We start from the raw sequence: 20,257 nt of genomic DNA, 5'->3' as shown, positions 1-20,257 counted from the left end.
AGCTCTGTAAAATCATAGTTGAAAGCAGAACTATTGATGTAAACCGGGCTTGGTTTGTTTTTAATTTCATAGTTAAGTACTTTTATTTAGTAATTAGTTTATAGAAATCTTCTTAGTAAATTCTCCTTCATCGGTAAATATTTTGACAATATATACCCCCTTTAGAAGACCTGTAATATCAAAAGTGTGTTCTTTATCGCTTTTGTTAATATGTTTATTATAAACCATATTTCCTGAAAAATCAAACACAGAAACCATGATTGTAGATGGCCGGTTTAATTTAACATTTCCTGTAATCACCGATTTATCTTTGAAGTCCTTATAGTAAAATTGAACGTTATTATTAGATTTCGCTAAAATTGCTTCTTCATCTACATCTATTTCTTGTTTTTTAACGCAATCATCTTTAAGAATAATGGTTTGTTCGAGAGTAGTTTCAGAAAAATTTTCCTTTTCCGGATAAGGATAGGTTCCCTGATAATTCCAAACTGTAGGGTTGGATCCTGTGATAATACTAGTATCAGTATTTTTTATATTATAAATACCTCCTACATTATTGTTTAGTTTTACAATAAAATAATGATATAGTGTCGTATATTGAGTATAAAAAGTAACTCCATTTATTTTATAATAAACCTTATATGGAGATTGTCTTTCATTGAAATCTTTATAAATCTGCACTAAATCTCCTTCTTTAACATATATATTTTCTAAAGGAGTTTTATTTTTCACATAATCATTAATTATATAAACTCGTCCATTGTTTATTTCAAATCCTAAATGTAAGGCATTATCTAATGTTGGATTAATAGACAATCCCATCTGAAAATTCTGATCATTACCTTTTATTGTGGTTTGGAAAAAACCTCCTCTATCCCAATCTATAGATTGTTTACTGTATGCTTTAGCTTCAACGTTAGTAGAATCTGAAAGAATATTAAATCCTCCCAATTCTTTTAATTTTAAGGTATATTGGCCGGAGGAAAGTTCAGTTAAATTTAAATCTTTACCAAAAAATACTCCTGATCTTTTTATTTCCTGATCTTTTTGATCTATCAGCTGGTATTCAAAACCATCATCCCCTCTTAATATGTTAATCTGAATGGCTCCGTCATCTTTTGAGTTTGGGGAAACATCACAGGTTGGATTGGTTTTCTTTATTTTAGCTATAATATTGGAGGGTCTGTATCCAAAAGTAAATACACTTTCTTTAGGAAAAAATACATTGTTGAATACAATTTTTTTTCTATATGGATCATATTCGTCAGATAAATAGAACACTGTATCCTCCAATTTAAAATCTCCTTTTCCGGAACGATCTACTAATAAATAAGTTTTATTGTCATTATAAGGTGCAAACTCTTCTGCTCGGTGTTCTATATAACCTAATTCTATTCTGTTACCGCTATTAATAAAACCTCCAGTTCTAAAATCTTTTATAACTGATTCGAAATATCCTCGGTACATGACAAGACTTACATAAAAATCTTTATCTATATCCTCTTCATCCAACGGTATATTAGGTGAATCTAACCCCGAAACTGGGGGAGCATATCCGTTAAATCGTATGATAAAATCATCTTTTGTCTTATCAATTTGTAAACGATCTCCTGCTTTCACTTTAAGGTTAATAGCATGAGTTATCATACCTTTAACAACAGTGTATATATTTCCTTGATGGTCTATGAAAACACCATAATCAGCACTAGGATTATCTTGATCTGTAACATTTTTCGTACCGAACTTAAGCATTATTCCTCCATAATTTACTAAGGTTAAAGAAGCATGCCCTTCGTATCCTGATAGAGGTTTTTCACTATACATAATCGCAGTTTCGGAATCTTTACTACGATCATTAATCATTTTTACCTGCGAAAATTTATATTTTTCTTTAACGGTTTCTAAATTATTTTGTATATACCAAGTTACGTCATTTTCATTTTCATTTAAATATGAATTTGTTAGCATTAGCCAACGACGATTCATAATATTCATTCCCGCAATGCTTTCAATCTGATCTGTTTTCAGATTCTGATTGTCATCTCCCCAAATAAAAAACTCATTATCTAACATTGAATTAGCAGGAAATTTTTCAATAACCAACAATTTATTTCTATTGGAAAGATTATAATTGTTGGAAGCATCATAAGAATCACCCGCTAATGAATAGGCAAAATATGGACTTTCTTCATAAGAAGTAGAACTTTTTCTTTGATATAATCCGCTTTTATCATCTCTATAGATTCCTGTTACTCTATGATGATATTTTTTATTCATATCTTTATCCCAAAGTAGAGTATTACTACTTCCGATAAATGAGCTTTCCAGCATGAAACCATATTTCAATGCCAAATAGGTCTCTGACTTTATTTTCTCAAAAGGAGTCAACAAACGATCATACATAATTAATTCTGGCATATATGCTCTATATATGGTATTCGGATTAAACAAATCCGTATCATAGGTTGAATTGTTATGTTCGTTAGATGTGTAAAATTTTTCACCTAATGATAAATTTGAACTTTTCTTTTCACCCCATATATTAGTAACTGGCTTATTCGTACGGAAATAAGTAAATAATTGTACAGTTTTTTCTTGGTATTCTAATAAATCTACATCGGACTTACCATCGGGATGATACATCAAATCTCTTCCCTCTTTTGAACCATAATCTAGAACTCCTTTATGACTTTCATTACTATGGATAATTTTATCTTTATTTAAGACAAATCCTTTTCCCTGCACCCCGTTTAAGGTAAAAATATAATCGGGATTTTCAAATTTATTCCCAATCATACTGCCCTCTAGATACGTTCCTAAAATAGTAGCCGTAGATAAATTTGCACTTTTTATCTGTATTTCCTTACTTGAACTTGGGTTAGTCAAGAGTAAGGACGGATTAAAATTAATTGATCTCCCAAATACATTCCATTCTACTCTATATTCAGTTTGGTTATCGTTATAAGTAAGACGTAACGAGTCTCCCGAGAAATCTTTCCATAAATATCTTGCGTTAAGATTTTTTGATTCAGGGACGGTTTTCATCCATAGGACAGCGCCTGGCACTCCACCAGGACCTACAATTTTATTATTTTGTGCTGAGGTAAATAAAGAATTTGCTCCAATAAATAATATCAAGTATAATTTCCTCATAGTTAAGTTAATTTTTATCGACCAAATATAATAATTTATTTTATTTTTAAAAAATATAGTAAATTAAATTTATAAATAAATTATTATTTATTTAACCCTATAATTATATCAATATTATTATTAAAATAAATTTGTAATTATTTATTAATATAAGTAAAAACATACTAACAATTGTACATTTTTTCGTCTTTTGTTCTAATTAGGTTATTAAACTATTTAACGATTTATCTCTAAGAGTAACCTATTTGTATACTTTTTTTAATAAAGATTTTGTGTATTTTTGATTAAAAAATAATCTATGTCGCCTCAAGAAATTCTCGCAAAAATGTTATATGCACAAGATCTCACATGTATTGAATATAAAGATTGGCTTCTCGTTGATGAACAGCTTCCTGCTATGCGCGCAGATACTTTTGACTATAAGGAATATGAGAACGGAGTAAGCATACGCTTAGACATAACTTTGCTTTTGCAAAATAAAAAAGCTATTTCTGAGAGTTTTTTAGGTATAGGTAAGGATAAATATTCTGCTATTCAAAACGCTTTTCAAAATTTTGTCGCAAATTCTTTCCATGTTTTTTTGGCTGCTTTCTGGCAAATAAATAATGATGAACAGATTGGTATTGAAGAGTGGAATATAAATGGAGATTTATGGAACGTATATATTGGTAATTTTGGATGTAAAGGAGATTTCAACATCCCGGAAAATTTATTTAAAACTATCGAAGAACAAATACAAGAAGAAAATTTAGAAGAAGATATTTACTGGCTGCGTATTTATTATGCAAATATAAATGATAAAGAGATTATGATTGAGACTTTAAAAAATAATGAAGTTTGGCCCGAAATGGAAAAAAAATTAAGATCTGTATCATGGGTACCTTCAGATAAATTTTATAGCCTTAGAAATTTTATTATTCTTAAACGTAAGTAAATATCTTAACCTCATTTTTTATTCTTAATTTTTTCTTACCTAAATAAAATAAACTTTACCTTTTTAAAAGAATGTTAATATTATAAGTAAGCAGAAAATACCAACCATAAGTTTTATTTTAATTCTATAATAATTATATCATATCAGACATTTTTAAAATGAACTATAATGACATTTTAAAAACTGAATAAATCATTACCTTTGCAAAAATCTAATTCAACTATTACCCATGCAATATAATTTTCAGGAAATCGAAAAAAAATGGCAAAAAAAATGGAAGGAGCAACAAACTTTTGCAGCTTCTAACGGTACAGATAAACCTAAATTTTATGTATTAGATATGTTTCCATATCCATCAGGAGCAGGTTTACATGTGGGCCATCCCTTAGGTTATATTGCTTCAGATATTTATGCAAGATTTAAACGTCATCAAGGCTTTAATGTGCTGCACCCTATCGGATATGATAGTTTCGGACTCCCGGCCGAGCAGTATGCTATACAAACAGGTCAACATCCGGCTATAACTACCGAAGTAAATATCAATGGTGGAGTTGACAATAAAAATAATAAAATCACCGGCTATAATAATCAATTAAGAAAGTTGGGATTTTCTTTTGACTGGAACCGAGAAGTTCGTACTTCTGATCCCAATTATTATAAATGGACACAATGGATATTTATCCAACTATTCAATTCATATTACTGCAAAGAGAGAAAACAAGCCCGACCTATTAAAGAATTAGTAGATATTTTCACAAAAGAGGGAAATATTCATATACAAGCTTGCACTTCTCAGGAAGAACTATTTACTTCTGAAAACTGGAATAGTTTTTCAGAAGAAACCAAACAGAAAATTATATTAAATTATCGATTAGCATATCGTGCCGAAACAACAGTCAACTGGTGCCCTGCATTAGGAACAGTTTTAGCAAATGATGAAGTGGTTAACGGACTTTCAGAGCGAGGAGGATATCCTGTGTACCAGAAAAAAATGATGCAATGGTCTATGCGAATTACCGCCTATGCCGAAAGGCTTCTTACTGGATTAGAAATCATAGATTGGAGCGAATCTATTAAGGAAAGCCAACGTAATTGGATCGGTAAATCTTTAGGAGCAGAGGTTATCTTTTCAGTTGTCGACTCTGAAGTAAAAGTAAAAATTTTTACCACTCGTCCGGATACTATTTATGGAGCAACGTATATGGTTATGGCTCCCGAACATCCTTTGGTTGATCAAATTACCACTGGTAACTACTACGAAAAAGTAAACCAATATAAAGATGAGAGCATCAAACGTTCTGAAAGAGAAAGAATTGCTGATGCTAAAACTGTATCAGGTCAATTTACAGGAGCTTATGCAGTTAATCCTTTTACCAAAAAAAATATTCCTATATATATAGCAGATTATGTATTAGTAGGATATGGAACGGGCGCTATCATGGCGGTTCCGGCCCATGATGAAAGAGACCATAGGTTTGCGAAGCATTTTGACCTTCCTATTATTGAAGTGATTAAAGGAGGGGCAAATGTTCAGGAAGAAGCGTTTTCTTCCAAAGAGGGTGCTTGCGTAAATTCAGGAATACTTGACGGTCTTTCTGTACAAGAAGCGCAAGCTAAGATTATTACAGAAATAGAACGAATGAAAATCGGGCACGGAACCACTAATTATAGATTACGTGATGCTGTTTTTTCACGTCAACGATATTGGGGTGAGCCGATTCCAGTTTACTATAAAGATGATATCCCTTACTCCTTACCGGAATCTGCATTACCTTTAATTCTTCCGGAAGTTGAAAAATATTTACCTACTGAAGACGGCGATCCGCCTTTAGGTCGTGCCACCCAGTGGGCTTGGGATGTTGAAAAAGAACAAGTTGTAAGTAATGACCTTATTAATAACACTACTATATTTCCTTTAGATTTAAATACGATGCCCGGATGGGCGGGAAGTTCCTGGTATTATTTGAGATATACAGATCCTACTAATAATACTTGCTTCGCCGACAAAACTCTCATGAATTATTGGGAAAATGTAGATTTATATATTGGAGGTAGTGAGCATGCAACAGGACATTTATTATATTCTCGTTTTTGGAATAAATTCTTAAAAGATTATGGATTTGTAACTCAGGAAGAACCTTTTCAAAAACTAATTAATCAAGGAATGATTTTAGGCCAAAGTGCTTATATTTACCGAATTAACGGAACCAATAATTTCATTTCTTACCATTTATTAAAGGAAGAACATGACGTAACTCCTCTACGTATTGATGTCAATCTTCTTAAAGGAACTACGGATGAGGTTGATTTAGATCGATTAAGAGATTGGAGAGACGAATTTAAAGATGCTGAATTTATTCTTGAGGAAGGTAAATTTATTTGTGCCAGGGAAGTTGAAAAAATGTCTAAATCATATTATAATGTCATAAATCCGGACGATGTTTGCGATGAATACGGCGCAGATAGTTTGCGTATGTATGAAATGTTTTTAGGACCAATTGAGCAAGCTAAACCTTGGAATACACAAGGATTGAGTGGAGTTCACGGATTTTTAAAGAAATTTTGGAAACTTTATCACTCCGGAGAAAATGAAACTTTTTTTGTATCGGAAGAAAATCCTAATAAAGAAGAGCAACGTATTTTGCATCAATTGATTAAAAAAGTTAAAGATGATTTGGATAATTTTTCATTCAATACCTCTATTAGCTCTTTTATGATTGCAACCAATGATTTATTCAAAATAAAATGTCATAAAAGAGAAATTTTAGAATCTTTATGTATTTTAATTTCTCCTTATGCACCTCATATTTCCGAAGAATTATGGGAAAAATTGGGTCATTCTAATAGTATTGAATTTCAGCCCTTCCCTGAATTTAAAGCAGAATATCTTGTTTCAGATACCTTTGAATACCCGGTTAGCTTTAATGGAAAAGTACGTTTTAAAATTGAAATGCCAATTTCTGCCACTGCTCAAGAAATAGAGGAAGCTGTATTGGCTCACGAGAAAGCTCCGAATTATTTAGAAGGTAAAACTCCTAAGAAAGTTATTGTAGTGCCTAAACGAATTATTAACATTGTTATATAAATGTGTTTGAAAACCCAATCCAACTTATGGATTGGGTTTTAATTTTTATCGAATAATTTTTATTCTTACCAATGCAAATTGGTAGTAGGTTATTCTATCCACTGATAATAGGGTTCTTGTTGTCTTTTTAGCTTGATCGAAAACTAAAAAAACAGCTGTAGTTCGTATGTCATCAAAAGAAACAATTTTATCCGTCGAAAAAACACTTGAAGCCCTTATTTGAAAATGTTTCAGACCTTATTTTATAAGCTGATTTATATTATACCTTAACATCGGTCTATTAATGCTTCCAGGCACAATGGCATTTACTTTTACTCCTTTTTTACTATCTAAAAAGGTAATGATTTGGTAAATGAATCTATAGCCCCCTTTGTCATTGAGTAGACAGTTGAATTTCTATCGGATAACATTCTGTGAGAAAAATACGAAGAAATATTAATTCCGTTTCCTTTACTTTTTTTCAAAGATTCATAAAAATTTTGAGTCAATACATAAGGGTTTTGATATTAAGATTGATATGCATAATTAAAAAAATTCACTTGTATTTTCAAACGAAATAAAACGACCGATTCCTGCATTATTAATTAATACATCCACATGATTGATATCCTCTAAAATAGATTTACTTAGTTAAGGTAATTGCCAAATGATGGATAAATCTACAGAAAAAATAGTAATGGGTATTTGAGAAGAGGTGAATTCTTATTTAACTTTTTGTAGTTTTTTTAAACTTTAGTTATTAAAATAATATGAGCTTTCTGATGGGCAAATGCGTGAGCAATTCCTAATCCTATTCTATCAGTTACCCCGTTTATAATTTCATTTTTATCTGTAAACATAAAAGATTTTTAAATTAAACTTATTTGTCAAATAATTTACAATATGGACAATCCTGATATTTTTACAATAATTATTTATAGAGATTTTAAAAGTATCCCGAATTACAGTCATTCCCAGTAGACAAATTAGATATTGGAAGAAAAAAGGTATTACAAAAAGGTTGACAGGGCAAAAAAGAAAGAATCGAAGATATTATTTCGAAAATATAAAGAAGATAATACTTATAAAAGAATTATTAGATGAAGAATATACGCTGGATGCTACCACGAATAAGCTAGACTGTATAGAATGCAAAAGATTGAAGAGTACTACCAAGAATTTCAATAATAGCGAAAAATCAATAGTAAAACAATATCATATTTCTATAGCAACTTCTTTACTTCTTTCGTATAATAAACACTTTTTCAAAATTACCTGTATAGTTAACAATAATTTTAGCTTAATTTTTAATAAAAAAATTAATCATTAGAACCTATCAAATCCCGAAATATTATAGTAAATATTAACCGCTTCCAGAGCGAATTTGAATAATACATAAGAAAAAAATATTTAAACTATTATATTATGACAATTAAATCATTCGTCAATTTAATTTTCGAACTTTATAATATAGTGTTTTTTTATTGGACTTTTAAAAATAAAATTTATCTTTGTAAAATAATTTACGATCATTAATAAAATTACTTATCAAGAAAGGTGGAGGGAATTGGCCCTATGATACCTTAGCAACCCTCTTCTATGAGTAGGTGCTGCATCCAACCGTAAAGGAAAGATAAGTCGAAACAGCTTACATACACCAAGAAAATAATTCAAGCTTCTTTCGGCCTATATAAAGAAGCTTTATAAAGTTTTTTTATAAATTTAATGGGAATCTTGTATAAGTTGTTTTATGATGATTAATGAATTTTAATGTATTTATTAATTAGAAAAAACAACCAAAATCATGAAACTTGAAACAAAATTAGTGCATATCTCTGAACCTGATGAACTTACTGGCGCTATTTCTACTCCTATTTATCAAACTTCTTCGTATGTACAAGAAGCTCCCGATGTTAATAAAGGATTTGCCTATACAAGAACAGCCAACCCTACACGTAAAGTAGTGGAACAGGCCATAGCTGATTTAGAGGGAGGAATTGCCGGATTTGCTTTTTCATCAGGATTAGCAGCTACAGATTGTGTTTTAAAATTATTAAAACAAGGTGATGAAGTCATCGCTGTAAATGATGTTTATGGAGGTACCTATCGTATTTTAACAACGGTTTACAATAAATTTGGTATAATCTCAAAATTTATTGATACAACTAACCTTGAAAACGTTAGAAATGCCATCAATAAAAAAACACGTTTCATCTGGCTGGAAACTCCTACAAATCCTACCTTAAAAATATCGGATATTGAAGAAATTGCTAAAATAGCCAAACAAGCGGGGGCCTTATTAATTGTAGATAATACCTTTTTATCGCCTGCTTTGCAACAACCCATTTCTCTTGGTGCTGATATTGTAGTACATAGCGGTACAAAATATCTTTCCGGACATGGAGACGTATTATCGGGATTTGTCGTTGTAAACGATCAAAATATCGCCGATGAATTAAAGTATTTGCAAAACACTTCCGGTGGCGTGCTATCCCCTTTCGATAGCTGGTTAACTCTACGAGGCATTCAAACACTTTATCTCCGTTTAGAAAAGCATTCGGAAAATGCGAAAAAAATAGCCGAATATTTACTTACTCATCCTAAGGTAGATAAAGTTTACTATCCGGGATTAAAGTATCACCATAATCATGATATAGCCGCAAAACAACAAAAAAACTTCGGAGGAATGGTTTCCTTTAGCTTAAAAGAGGATACCTTAGAAGCTGCTAAAAGATTTTTAACTCGTACAAAAATATTCCTTTTAGCTGAAAATTTAGGTGATGTCAGAAGTTTGGGAAGTCATCCGGCTACAATGACCCACAAATCAACCCCTATAGAAGTACGCAAGGAAACAGGAATTCAAGATTCTCTCATTCGTTTATCGGTAGGTATTGAAAATATAGATGATTTACTTAATGATATTAAACAAGCATTAGATTAACGAAACTCCCTAATTGAACACTATGGCAAGAAATAAACTTAAATTGGGAATCTTTGGTTTCGGTTGTGTAGGAACCGGATTATACAAAGTTTTGGAAGAAGCGGAAAGTGTTGATGCTAATATAAAAAAGATTTGTATAAAGCACCCTGATAAACCCAGATCTATCGATAAAAAATATTTCACAACAGATAAAAACGAATTGTTATCGGACCCAGAAATCGGAGTGATCGTTGAATTAATTGATGATGCGGAGGCGGCCTTTGATATTGTTTGCGAAGCGATGAAAAATGGTAAAGCTGTGGTATCCGCCAATAAAAAAATGATTGCTGAGCGTTTACCTGAGCTTTTAAAGCTCGAAAAAAAATATCACACTCCCCTCCTCTATGAAGCCTCTGTATGTGCCAGTATACCTATCATTAGAAATTTAGAAGAATATTACGATAACGACTTACTCACTTCAGTATCAGGAATTTTTAATGGATCCACTAATTTTATACTTACCAAAATGATCCATGAAAATATGTCTTACTCTGAAGTTTTAAAAGAAGCTCAAGAGAAAGGATTTGCTGAATCTGATCCTACCTTAGACGTTGAAGGTATTGATCCCAAATATAAATTATGTATCATCCTTTTTCATGCTTTCGGACTCATCGTCAAGCCTGAGACAGTATTTAATTTTGGAATTTCAAGAATTAGCAATTTCGATCTGGAATTTGCGAGACAAAGGAATTTCAGCATAAAACTGATTGCCAAATGCAATAAAAATAATAATGAAATTACCGGTTTTTGCGCTCCCACTTTCATTGAAAAAGAAAATACATTAGCACATGTAAATTATGAATATAATGGCGTTGTTTTGGAAAGTGCCTTCTCCGAAAAACAACTTATGATCGGTAAAGGTGCAGGAGATAAGCCTACCGGCTCCGCTGTACTTTCAGATATATCTGCCTTAACGTACGACTATAGATACGAAAATAAGAAATATATACATCTGAACAAGCAATTAAAATTAGTAGATACGAAGATATATAAGGTATATGTAAGATATCATGATAAATTTTCAGGCTTTACTGACTTTGATACAATTGAAGAACAATACAGCAGCCCATTAGGAAACTATTTTATAGGATTTATATGCTTACATAAATTAGCTAATTCTTCTTGGATTAAAGATCCGAAAATAAACGTAATTTTTTTCAGCTAAAATCAATCTTATAGTAGAGAGCACAATTTTTTAGATTAAAATTCTAATAAATCTTAATTGCTCTCTCATATAAGTCCTTATATATGGGAATCACTAGAGAATTATCAAAAAGTAATGCCTGTTGTTCGGCTTGTTCCTTGAAAAGTGAAAGTAAATTTTCATCTTTTAATAGCTTTATAGCATTCGAAGCCATCGATTGAACATCGCCAACCGAAGATACAAATCCGGAATAACCATCCTTATTCACTTCAATTATTCCACCAGCATTACTGGAAATAACAGGAATACCACATGCCATAGCCTCTAAAGCTGCTAATCCAAAACTTTCTTGTTCAGATGGCAAAAGAAAAAGATCAGCTATACTTAATATGGAGTGAACATCTAATATTTTTCCCAATGTTTTTACTTTATCCTCTAATTGGTAGACTTTGGTTAAATGTTCTATAGTTTCCGTTTCAGGGCCTTCTCCTACAATCAAAAGTTTTGATTTAACTTCTTTTTGTATCAGGTTGAAAATAGACATAACATCATTAATCCGTTTTACTTTTCTTAAATTTGAAACGTGAATAATCAACTTTTCATCATTTTCTACAAAATTTTTTCTTGCGCAATGGCTGGACACTTTTACCGAATTATCGATGAAATTGGGAATGACTTCAATGTCTTTTTTAATATCAAATACTTTATATGTATCTTCTTTCAAACTTTGGGAAACGGAAGTTATATAATCGGATTTATTAATTGAAAATTCAACTCCTGACTTATAAATGGGATGACTACCCACTAATGTTATATCCGTACCATGTAAAGTTGTTATTACCGGTAATTTTATACCTTTCTCATGAAGAATTTGTTTAGCAAAATAAGCAGCATAAGCATGAGGTATAGCGTAATGCACATGCAATAAATCTAAACCATAGGTTTCTGCAACGTTTACTATAATAGTAGATAATGCTAACGAAAAAGGTTGATATTCAAATAATGGATATTGTTTAACGCATACTTGATGAAAATAGATATTAGGCAAGGTAACATCAAGCTTAGCAGGCATACTATAACTTATAAAATGAGCTTCATTACCTAAGGCTGCCATTTCCATACCAAGTTGAGTGGCAACAATACCGCTTCCTCCAAAAGTTGGATAACAAACAATTCCTATTTTCATCGTATTATATTATTGTAAAAAATTTAAAAGATCATAATAATTTTCAGAATTTATGCCATGACCTTCATTATATTCATGATATTCGTAATCTAAATCTAATTCTTCGCAAATGGATTTAAATTGTCGAGACCATACTATTGGAATAATAGGGTCTTCTTTTCCGTGTGAAAAGAAAAATTCCAATTGCGAAAAATCATCACCCATATTGACATCTTTTAGTAATTCTGGGTCTGGATATCCACTTAAACAAGCAACTTTTTTAAACTTTTCAGGACAATGCAAAGCCAATGAAAATGAAAGAATAGCTCCTTGACTGAATCCTAATAAGGTTATCGAGGTATCATCAAAGGAATATTTATTCTTGATTTGATCCAGAAACTTCATGATAATCTGTTGTGCTTCAATTGCTTGTTCGGAGTTGATCATTTTAGCTCCGGATGTAAAATCTAAATCATACCAAGCATAACCGCCCGTGGTTATTTCTCTTATGGCTCGCAAACTTATTACATAAGCGTCATCTGGTAATTCTTCTGCAAAGCTGAACAAATCTTGCTCATTACTTCCATATCCATGTAGCAAAAGTATTAATGATGGCGAATCTGTAGCCGACTTCGGTTCTCTAAGTAAATAATGGACCATTTTCTTTTTAATTTCTTAAAACAAAGATACTCTTTTTTAAAAAAATCTTTTGGTATATTTCCTTTATACCTTTTTTAACTTTATAAGTGCAAATATCACAAATATGAATACTCTAAAAAGCAAGTATTCGTTTTATAAAACACTAAAAACCAACTATTTATATTATATAAGATTATTTTTAAAGTACAACGAATTCATTTTATAATTTTAAGATTATAAACAAATTCACATCATTAGAATTATTATTCTATAACCCTATTTTCTAACATCGGTACAAATTGATAGTCTCCAAATTCCATGGTTTCAAAGGTATTTTCATCTAATTTAAGTACCGTATACATTTTTTGTTCTTTTTCACCAATAGGAATAACCATCACTCCTCCAATAGTTAGTTGCTCCAATAATTTTTTAGGCATGGTAGGTACTCCTGCTGTTATAATAATTTTATCAAAAGGAGCAAAAGAAGGTAATCCTAAATATCCATCTCCAAAAATCTGATGTTTGGGTAAGAAATTTATTTTCCTCAATATTTTCTTTGAGAAATCAAATAATTCTTTTTGTCTCTCGATAGTATAAACTTGAGCGCCTAAAGCTACTAAAACAGCGGTTTGATATCCTGAACCGGTACCGATTTCTAACACTTTTTCTCCCTTCTGAATATGTAATAATTGGGTTTGAAACGCTACGGTATAAGGATGAGAAATGGTTTGATTTGACAATATAGGAAAAGCACGGTCTTCATAAGCTAAATCCTCGAATATTGAATCAATAAATAAATGACGAGGTATTTTATTAAGAGCATTTAATACGACCTCATCAGTTATACCTTTTTGTTTAAGTAAATTAATTAATTTATTTCTCTTTCCTTTATGTTTTAATGTATCCTCTTTCATTGTTTTGCAAGTTATTTAAAATATAAATGGAAAACAATACTCATAGCAGATGATAAGCATGTATTTTATGATTAGATAACTTTTTTCATGACACTTCTTGTATCATAAAAAATTGCTTGTTTTTATCTTATAGTTATTTTTTTACTTCTTAGATCGTTTAGGAAGGATAAAAGTTAAATTTAATAAAACAATAGATATTAAAATAAGTACTATACCCAACCATTGTAAAAAAGTTACTTTTTCATTAAGAACAAATTTTGCCATCATAACAGATACCGGCAATTCCATAGAAGCGATAATGCTCCCTACCCCTATACCAACAACAGGCATTCCTTTAGTGAATAAAAAAGGAGGCAAAATGGTACCAAAAATGGCTAAAATAACACCCCATTTATAAAATATTGAAAAATGAAAAGGTTGGGTAATGAGAACATGTGCCCAAATTATCGTAACCATAAGGGTTGCGCCAACTAATAAATATACGGATCGCAAGGTAGGCGGCATATTTAACGCTATTTTATTGGATGAAAACATGGAAAAGGTATAAGATACCGCTGCCAATATTCCAAATAGTACTCCATTAAAATTTAAATGTAATTGTGATTCATTGATTAGGTTGGTGGCTAATAAGGTACCGAGAAGAATAAATATAATGGCTATAATTTCAACTACTGAAGGTTTTTTCTTGTTAACTATAAAATCGACTAATGCTCCCATCCAAACAGCTTGCATCAACAAAACAATACATATGGATACTGGAATTCCATAGTGCACTGCCAAATAATAAAAAGTACTGGTTAATCCAAAAGATGTACCGCATAAAATTAAATAAATTTTATCTTTAGAAGTATATTTTTTTTCTTTATTTTCATTTTTATTTTTGCTAAAACAATGAAGTATAAGAAGTCCTAAAAGCCCCAAAACAGCTTGAGAAAAAGTAACTTCAGCGGTAGTATACCCATCGTTATAGGATAAACGGACAAAAGTTGCTAATACACCGTAAGAAGCCGCTGCAAAAGCTACTAAAAATAACGATTTTAAGTAGTTTACGTTCATTTACTTGATTTTTTTACTATTTATGCAGGCTCAAAGTTAAAAACTTAAATTTAGATACTTGTTGAAAAACTAATGAATCGAATCAATTTTTTAAATATTTGTTAATAAATTGATAGTTTTACCTTTAAATTTGCAAATACATAATAATAGTAATCCCTACATTATGAGCGCATTATTTTTGTATTTATAAATAAAAAAGACTATATTTGCAAACTTTAAAAAATAAAAGAGCATAAATGCCAACTATTCAACAATTAGTAAGAAAAGGAAGAGCCACACTTACCAAGAAGAGTAAATCGGCTGCTTTAGATTCTTGTCCACAAAGACGTGGAGTATGTACTCGTGTATATACCACTACACCTAAGAAACCGAATTCAGCACTTAGAAAAGTAGCCAGAGTTCGTTTAACTAACGGTAAAGAGGTAAATGCCTACATCCCGGGAGAAGGACATAATCTGCAAGAGCACTCGATAGTATTGGTGAGAGGCGGAAGGGTAAAAGATTTACCGGGAGTTCGTTATCACATTGTCAGAGGTGCTTTAGACACAGCTGGTGTACAAGGACGTTTACAAAGAAGAAGTAAATACGGAGCTAAACGACCAAAAGAGAAAAAATAGTATTAACGAAATTATTCAGGTAAAATGAGAAAAACGAAAGCAAAAAAACGTCCGCTTTTACCAGATCCTAAGTTTAACGATCAATTAGTAACACGTTTCGTTAACAACTTAATGAAAGACGGTAAAAAGAGTATAGCTTTTAAAATTTTTTACGATGCATTGGATATCGTAGAAACTAAAAAAGAAAATCAGGAAAAAACATCTCTGGAAATTTGGAAAGATGCTTTAGAAAACGTAATGCCTCACGTTGAAGTACGTAGCAGAAGAGTTGGAGGAGCTAACTTTCAAATCCCAATGCCTATTCGTCCGGATAGAAAAATTTCTATGGCGATGAAATGGTTAATTAAATATTCAAGAGATAGAAATGAAAAGTCCATGTCTCAAAAGTTAGCAGCTGAAATTATCGCCGCTGCAAAAGAGGAAGGTGCTGCAGTTAAAAAGAAAACCGATACGCATCGTATGGCTGAAGCTAATAAAGCATTCTCACATTTCAAATTCTAAAGAAAATATGTCTAGAGATTTAAAATACACACGTAATATAGGTATTGCTGCTCATATTGATGCAGGAAAGACAACTACAACGGAAAGAATTTTATTTTACACCGGAGTAAACCATAAAATTGGAGAAGTTCACGATGGAGCTTCAACGATGGACTGGATGGTTCAAGAAGCAGAAAGAGGAATCACTATTACCTCTGCTGCCACTACTTGTAATTGGAATTTCCCATTAACTGATGATGGCAAAAAATTACCAGATACTCAATCTTATCATTTTAATATCATCGATACTCCGGGACACGTTGACTTTACTGTTGAAGTGAACCGTTCTTTGAGAGTATTAGATGGATTAGTTTTCTTATTTAGTGCAGTAGACGGAGTAGAACCTCAATCTGAAACTAACTGGAGACTTGCAGACAATTACAAAGTTCCAAGAATGGGATTTGTAAACAAAATGGACAGGCAAGGTTCAGACTTTCTTAATGTATGTCGTCAGGTAAAAGAAATGTTAGGATCCAATGCTGTTCCTATCGTATTACCTATCGGATCAGAAGAAGATTTTAAAGGGGTAGTTGATTTGGTGAAAAACCGAGCAATTATATGGCATAACGAAAACTTCGGATCAACTTTTGATATCGTAGATATACCTGAAGATATGAAAGACGAAGTATTGGAATATCGTCAAAATCTAATCGAAGCAGTAGCTGAATATGATGAAACTTTAATGGAAAAATTCTTTGAAGATCCAGATTCGATCTCTGAAGAAGAAATCCACGAAGCACTTCGTAAAGCAACTATAGATATCAGCATTATACCTATGGTTTGCGGTTCCTCTTTTAAAAATAAAGGGGTTCAATTCATGCTAGATGCGGTTTGTCGTTATCTTCCTTCTCCATTAGATAAAGAAGCTATTGAAGGTACAGATCCTAAAACTGATGAACCTATCGCTAGAAAACCTGATGCAAAAGAACCTTTCTCTGCATTAGCATTTAAAATTGCTACCGATCCATATGTAGGTCGATTAGCATTCTTTAGAGCCTATTCAGGACACTTAGATGCCGGTTCTTATGTGTTAAACACTCGATCTGGAGATAAAGAAAGAATTTCTCGTATCTATCAGATGCATGCCAATAAACAAAACCCTATCGAATATATCGAAGCTGGAGATATTGGTGCAGCTGTTGGATTTAAAGATATTAAAACCGGAGATACGCTTTGTGATGAAAAATCTCCAATTATATTGGAAAGTATGGTATTCCCTGATCCAGTTATCGGTATCGCTGTAGAACCTAAAACTAAAGCAGATGTTGATAAATTAGGTATGGCTTTATCTAAGCTAGCTGAAGAAGATCCGACTTTTCAGGTAAAAACTGATGAAGCTTCCGGACAAACTGTAATTTCAGGGATGGGAGAGCTTCACCTAGACATCATTGTAGACCGTTTAAGAAGAGAATTTAAAGTTGAAGTAAATCAAGGTCAGCCTCAGGTTGAGTATAAAGAAGCTTTAATGGGTACTGCAGATCACAGAGAAGTTTACAAAAAACAAACCGGTGGTCGTGGTAAATTTGCTGACATTGTATTTCAAATTGGGCCAGCTGATGAAGGTAAAACCGGATTGGAATTTGTAAACGAAATCAAAGGTGGTAATATTCCTAGAGAATTTATACCTTCTGTTGAAAAAGGTTTCAAAGAAGCCATGAAAAACGGACCATTAGCCGGATATGAAATTGATGGTATGAAAATAACGTTGAAAGACGGTTCTTACCATGCAGTAGACTCTGACCAGTTATCTTTCGAATTGGCAGCTAAACTTGGATTCAAAGAAGCAGCTAAGAAAGCTAAACCGGTTATTATGGAGCCTATAATGAAGTTAGAAGTACTTACTCCTGAAGAATACATGGGAGACATTGTTGGGGACTTAAATCGTCGTAGAGCTACAGTAAGTGGAATGGATGACAGAAATAATGCTAAAGTAATTAAAGCATTTGTCCCATTATCTGAAATGTTCGGATACGTGACCTCTTTAAGAACCTTATCTTCTGGACGTGCTACCTCAACTATGGAATTTAACCACTATGAAGCAGCTCCTCAGAATATAGCTGACGATGTAATTGCTAAAGCTAAGGGTACAAACGTTTAATTAAAAAAACAATGAGTCAAAAAATAAGAATAAAACTTAAATCTTACGATTATAATTTGGTTGACAAGTCTGCTGAAAAAATCGTAAAAACCGTGAAAGCAACCGGTGCTGTAGTTAATGGACCTATTCCATTACCTACTCATAAAAGAATTTTTACCGTATTGCGATCTCCACACGTTAACAAAAAATCTCGCGAACAATTCCAATTAAATTCTCACAAAAGATTAATGGATATTTATAGTTCTTCTTCTAAAACTGTTGATGCTTTAATGAAATTAGAGCTTCCAAGTGGTGTAGAGGTAGAGATTAAAGTATAAGTTTATAAAATTACTTACATTATAATAAAAAAACCTTCTGAATAATGAATTCAGAAGGTTTTTTATTTTTTATATTTAATTAATCATCATTACAACTTATTAAATGATATATTTAATTACAATATAAAATAAATATAATAAATATTTTAAACAATTTACCTTAGTATTATATAAACATTGGCATGAATTTAGCTATAAAAAAATAAATACATATATCTATTATGAAAAGTAATTTAGCTTATTATGAAAATGTATTCTCTATCAATAGAAGAGAAAATTATGTTGGTCATAAAAATCAAATACATTTCATAAAACAAATTCAGTTTAAAATATTATTTACATTAGCAGATATAAATATCAATATTCATAGTAATTTTAATAGGAAAGAATTTATAAATACATGGATCAGTACAATTGATAATTTAATTTTAAACTATAAAATTAACGATCCTTATTCAATGTATAAAAGTAATTTTCCAATAAAAAATATTCATGATCTCCAGATAATTTTTAGAAAAAAAATGAGTAGAATCAAAACATTTATATGTTTTCAGTCTACTTGAAAATATATAATACTATTGAATTATAATTTTAACTTATATTCTATAATTTTTTAGAATAATTGAAAGGAATAATTGTTATAAATTTAAAATATGATAAATAAACTTATATAAACTATATAAAAATAATATGAATAATTAAATGAAAAGTTTTAAGAAAATAATTTAATCAAATATAATTTATAATTCATCTTAATTTAATTTCAAAAACATGTGTTAAACTCTATTTAGTGATGCAGGCTTTTATAGCCTGCTTATTTTATATTTCTATTTTTATATTCTTCAAATTTTTGAAATAATTTTTTTTCTTTATCTTTAGGCATCCTTCGATGGCTCTCACCTCCTTCCGTAGATAATGGGAGTAATTGAATATCAGTATCTATGATTTCAATCGAATCAACTAACAATTGCATCTCTAAATTCCATAATTTAAAACACATTGAGTGAAATGTGTCTTCAGATAGAATATCTAATTTTTCTTGAGTTATTAAAAGTCCGGCATCCGCATATTTATCCACATAATGAACAGTAACACCAATGGGCAAATTTTTATATATAGCCCATTTTAAGGCATCTAGTCCTCGTACATAAGGAAGATAACCCGGATGTGAATTTATAAGTTTATGTCGGGAAACTAAACTTTCCGGCAATAAGCCTGCTCCTGCTATTAAAATCGAGTGATAAGACTTTTTGGTAAAGCATTCATCAAGCTCTTCAATTTCCTTAGATATATAAGTAAAATTTAAATTGGCTACCAATTGTTCGTTATCTATTTTTACTAATAATTCTGAGGGGCGATGTGCAATAAGCGGATGTAAAGTTTTTCTTAGTATAAAAGGTATAGCATATACATCTACATCATTATACCCTTTTCCTTTTAAACGCAACAAAACTTCTTGTGTTTTTCTTGTTGGTTTATTATAACATATAACAGCAATTTTTTTTGACATAATAATTCTATCTAGTAAGGTGTATGAAGTAAAAATTAGGATATGCTATATCAAGAATAGCAAAGCTTATTATTACTAGAATTGTATTTATAAAAGTTTTTTCATTTATTATTAAACATAAATAGG

Annotated in this window: 15 protein-coding genes, 1 pseudogene and 1 riboswitch; of the genes and pseudogenes, 9 read left to right on the top strand and 7 right to left on the bottom strand. The window is 31.1% G+C overall.

Annotated elements, in window-relative coordinates; genetic code table 11:
* Nucleotides 1-93: 93 nt before the first annotated feature.
* Entirely contained in the window at nucleotides 94-3,153 is a 3,060-nt protein-coding gene (locus Q0T35_RS10080; RefSeq protein ID WP_295842933.1) for a T9SS type A sorting domain-containing protein, read from the bottom strand.
* A gap of 298 nt (nucleotides 3,154-3,451) precedes the next feature.
* Between Q0T35_RS10080 and Q0T35_RS10075 the strand changes: the two genes are divergently transcribed.
* Together Q0T35_RS10075 and leuS are read left to right on the top strand one after the other, a co-directional pair.
* Nucleotides 3,452-4,087, top strand: coding sequence for a DUF6348 family protein (locus Q0T35_RS10075; protein ID WP_293917060.1), 636 nt, complete (start codon nucleotides 3,452-3,454; stop codon nucleotides 4,085-4,087).
* A 229-nt stretch (nucleotides 4,088-4,316) separates the two neighbouring features.
* Complete coding sequence (leuS, locus tag Q0T35_RS10070; RefSeq protein WP_295842931.1) at nucleotides 4,317-7,172, top strand: leucine--tRNA ligase; 2,856 nt, start codon at nucleotides 4,317-4,319, stop codon at nucleotides 7,170-7,172.
* A gap of 329 nt (nucleotides 7,173-7,501) precedes the next feature.
* Here leuS and Q0T35_RS10065 read toward each other — a convergent pair whose 3' ends face one another.
* Nucleotides 7,502-7,660 (bottom strand): hypothetical protein, encoded by a 159-nt coding sequence (locus tag Q0T35_RS10065; protein ID WP_295842928.1) that lies wholly within the window; start codon nucleotides 7,658-7,660, stop codon nucleotides 7,502-7,504.
* A gap of 428 nt (nucleotides 7,661-8,088) precedes the next feature.
* Between Q0T35_RS10065 and Q0T35_RS10060 the strand changes: the two are divergent.
* From Q0T35_RS10060 to Q0T35_RS10050, 3 genes and pseudogenes are all read left to right on the top strand, one after another.
* Nucleotides 8,089-8,289 (top strand): annotated as a pseudogene (locus Q0T35_RS10060) (MerR family transcriptional regulator); the annotation flags it as partial.
* 404 nt (nucleotides 8,290-8,693) lie between these two features.
* Nucleotides 8,694-8,791, top strand: a riboswitch (SAM riboswitch).
* Nucleotides 8,792-8,955: 164 nt separating this feature from the next.
* On the top strand, nucleotides 8,956-10,092 hold the full coding sequence (locus tag Q0T35_RS10055; RefSeq protein ID WP_293917058.1) for a PLP-dependent aspartate aminotransferase family protein: 1,137 nt from the start codon (nucleotides 8,956-8,958) through the stop codon (nucleotides 10,090-10,092).
* A 22-nt stretch (nucleotides 10,093-10,114) separates the two neighbouring features.
* Complete coding sequence (locus Q0T35_RS10050) at nucleotides 10,115-11,296, top strand: homoserine dehydrogenase (RefSeq protein WP_295811038.1); 1,182 nt, start codon at nucleotides 10,115-10,117, stop codon at nucleotides 11,294-11,296.
* Between the two features lie 43 nt (nucleotides 11,297-11,339).
* On the opposite strand, the gene bshA is transcribed toward Q0T35_RS10050, so the two are convergent.
* The 4 genes from bshA to Q0T35_RS10030 all read right to left on the bottom strand — a co-directional run bounded on the left by bshA (nucleotide 11,340) and on the right by Q0T35_RS10030 (nucleotide 15,049).
* A complete protein-coding gene (gene bshA, locus Q0T35_RS10045; protein ID WP_293917054.1) occupies nucleotides 11,340-12,461 on the bottom strand; it encodes an N-acetyl-alpha-D-glucosaminyl L-malate synthase BshA in 1,122 nt (373 codons plus the stop codon).
* 9 nt (nucleotides 12,462-12,470) lie between these two features.
* Nucleotides 12,471-13,100: an alpha/beta hydrolase-fold protein gene (locus Q0T35_RS10040; RefSeq protein WP_293917053.1), complete on the bottom strand. Its 630-nt coding sequence runs from the start codon at nucleotides 13,098-13,100 to the stop codon at nucleotides 12,471-12,473.
* 242 nt (nucleotides 13,101-13,342) lie between these two features.
* Nucleotides 13,343-13,993 (bottom strand): protein-L-isoaspartate(D-aspartate) O-methyltransferase, encoded by a 651-nt coding sequence (locus Q0T35_RS10035; protein WP_295842925.1) that lies wholly within the window; start codon nucleotides 13,991-13,993, stop codon nucleotides 13,343-13,345.
* A 141-nt stretch (nucleotides 13,994-14,134) separates the two neighbouring features.
* Nucleotides 14,135-15,049 carry a DMT family transporter gene (locus tag Q0T35_RS10030; protein WP_295842923.1) on the bottom strand — a complete coding sequence of 305 codons (915 nt, stop codon included), beginning with the start codon at nucleotides 15,047-15,049 and terminating at the stop codon, nucleotides 14,135-14,137.
* A 236-nt stretch (nucleotides 15,050-15,285) separates the two neighbouring features.
* Here Q0T35_RS10030 and rpsL point away from each other — a divergent pair, with 236 nt between their 5' ends.
* The 4 genes from rpsL to rpsJ are packed head-to-tail and all read left to right on the top strand — an operon-like array spanning nucleotide 15,286 to nucleotide 18,621.
* Nucleotides 15,286-15,666 (top strand): 30S ribosomal protein S12, encoded by a 381-nt coding sequence (rpsL, locus tag Q0T35_RS10025; RefSeq protein ID WP_055425682.1) that lies wholly within the window; start codon nucleotides 15,286-15,288, stop codon nucleotides 15,664-15,666.
* 24 nt (nucleotides 15,667-15,690) lie between these two features.
* Nucleotides 15,691-16,167 carry a 30S ribosomal protein S7 gene (gene rpsG / locus Q0T35_RS10020; protein ID WP_293917046.1) on the top strand — a complete coding sequence of 159 codons (477 nt, stop codon included), beginning with the start codon at nucleotides 15,691-15,693 and terminating at the stop codon, nucleotides 16,165-16,167.
* Between the two features lie 7 nt (nucleotides 16,168-16,174).
* Nucleotides 16,175-18,304, top strand: a complete 2,130-nt coding sequence (gene fusA, locus Q0T35_RS10015; protein WP_293917044.1) for an elongation factor G — start codon at nucleotides 16,175-16,177, stop codon at nucleotides 18,302-18,304.
* A gap of 11 nt (nucleotides 18,305-18,315) precedes the next feature.
* Complete coding sequence (gene rpsJ / locus Q0T35_RS10010) at nucleotides 18,316-18,621, top strand: 30S ribosomal protein S10 (RefSeq protein WP_055425679.1); 306 nt, start codon at nucleotides 18,316-18,318, stop codon at nucleotides 18,619-18,621.
* Nucleotides 18,622-19,435: 814 nt separating this feature from the next.
* On the opposite strand, the gene Q0T35_RS10005 is transcribed toward rpsJ, so the two are convergent.
* On the bottom strand, nucleotides 19,436-20,131 hold the full coding sequence (locus Q0T35_RS10005) for a formyltransferase family protein (protein WP_295842921.1): 696 nt from the start codon (nucleotides 20,129-20,131) through the stop codon (nucleotides 19,436-19,438).
* Nucleotides 20,132-20,257 lie beyond the last annotated feature (126 nt).

The organism is uncultured Apibacter sp. (genome assembly GCF_946479295.1).
Taxonomy (GTDB): Bacteria; Bacteroidota; Bacteroidia; order Flavobacteriales; family Weeksellaceae; genus Apibacter.
The sequence above is the reverse complement of the archived record's forward strand: the minus strand, read 5'-3'. Positions and strand labels throughout refer to the sequence as shown.

Excerpts from the sequence above, each read along its gene's own strand:
- Q0T35_RS10080 (WP_295842933.1), bottom strand. The coding sequence starts at position 3,153 with ATGAGGAAATTATACTTGATATTATTTATTGGAGCAAATTCTTTATTT.
- Q0T35_RS10075 (WP_293917060.1), top strand. The coding sequence starts at position 3,452 with ATGTCGCCTCAAGAAATTCTCGCAAAAATGTTATATGCACAAGATCTC.
- leuS (WP_295842931.1), top strand. The coding sequence starts at position 4,317 with ATGCAATATAATTTTCAGGAAATCGAAAAAAAATGGCAAAAAAAATGG.
- Q0T35_RS10055 (WP_293917058.1), top strand. The coding sequence starts at position 8,956 with ATGAAACTTGAAACAAAATTAGTGCATATCTCTGAACCTGATGAACTT.
- Q0T35_RS10050 (WP_295811038.1), top strand. The coding sequence starts at position 10,115 with ATGGCAAGAAATAAACTTAAATTGGGAATCTTTGGTTTCGGTTGTGTA.
- bshA (WP_293917054.1), bottom strand. The coding sequence starts at position 12,461 with ATGAAAATAGGAATTGTTTGTTATCCAACTTTTGGAGGAAGCGGTATT.
- Q0T35_RS10040 (WP_293917053.1), bottom strand. The coding sequence starts at position 13,100 with ATGGTCCATTATTTACTTAGAGAACCGAAGTCGGCTACAGATTCGCCA.
- Q0T35_RS10035 (WP_295842925.1), bottom strand. The coding sequence starts at position 13,993 with ATGAAAGAGGATACATTAAAACATAAAGGAAAGAGAAATAAATTAATT.
- Q0T35_RS10030 (WP_295842923.1), bottom strand. The coding sequence starts at position 15,049 with ATGAACGTAAACTACTTAAAATCGTTATTTTTAGTAGCTTTTGCAGCG.
- rpsL (WP_055425682.1), top strand. The coding sequence starts at position 15,286 with ATGCCAACTATTCAACAATTAGTAAGAAAAGGAAGAGCCACACTTACC.
- rpsG (WP_293917046.1), top strand. The coding sequence starts at position 15,691 with ATGAGAAAAACGAAAGCAAAAAAACGTCCGCTTTTACCAGATCCTAAG.
- fusA (WP_293917044.1), top strand. The coding sequence starts at position 16,175 with ATGTCTAGAGATTTAAAATACACACGTAATATAGGTATTGCTGCTCAT.
- rpsJ (WP_055425679.1), top strand. The coding sequence starts at position 18,316 with ATGAGTCAAAAAATAAGAATAAAACTTAAATCTTACGATTATAATTTG.
- Q0T35_RS10005 (WP_295842921.1), bottom strand. The coding sequence starts at position 20,131 with ATGTCAAAAAAAATTGCTGTTATATGTTATAATAAACCAACAAGAAAA.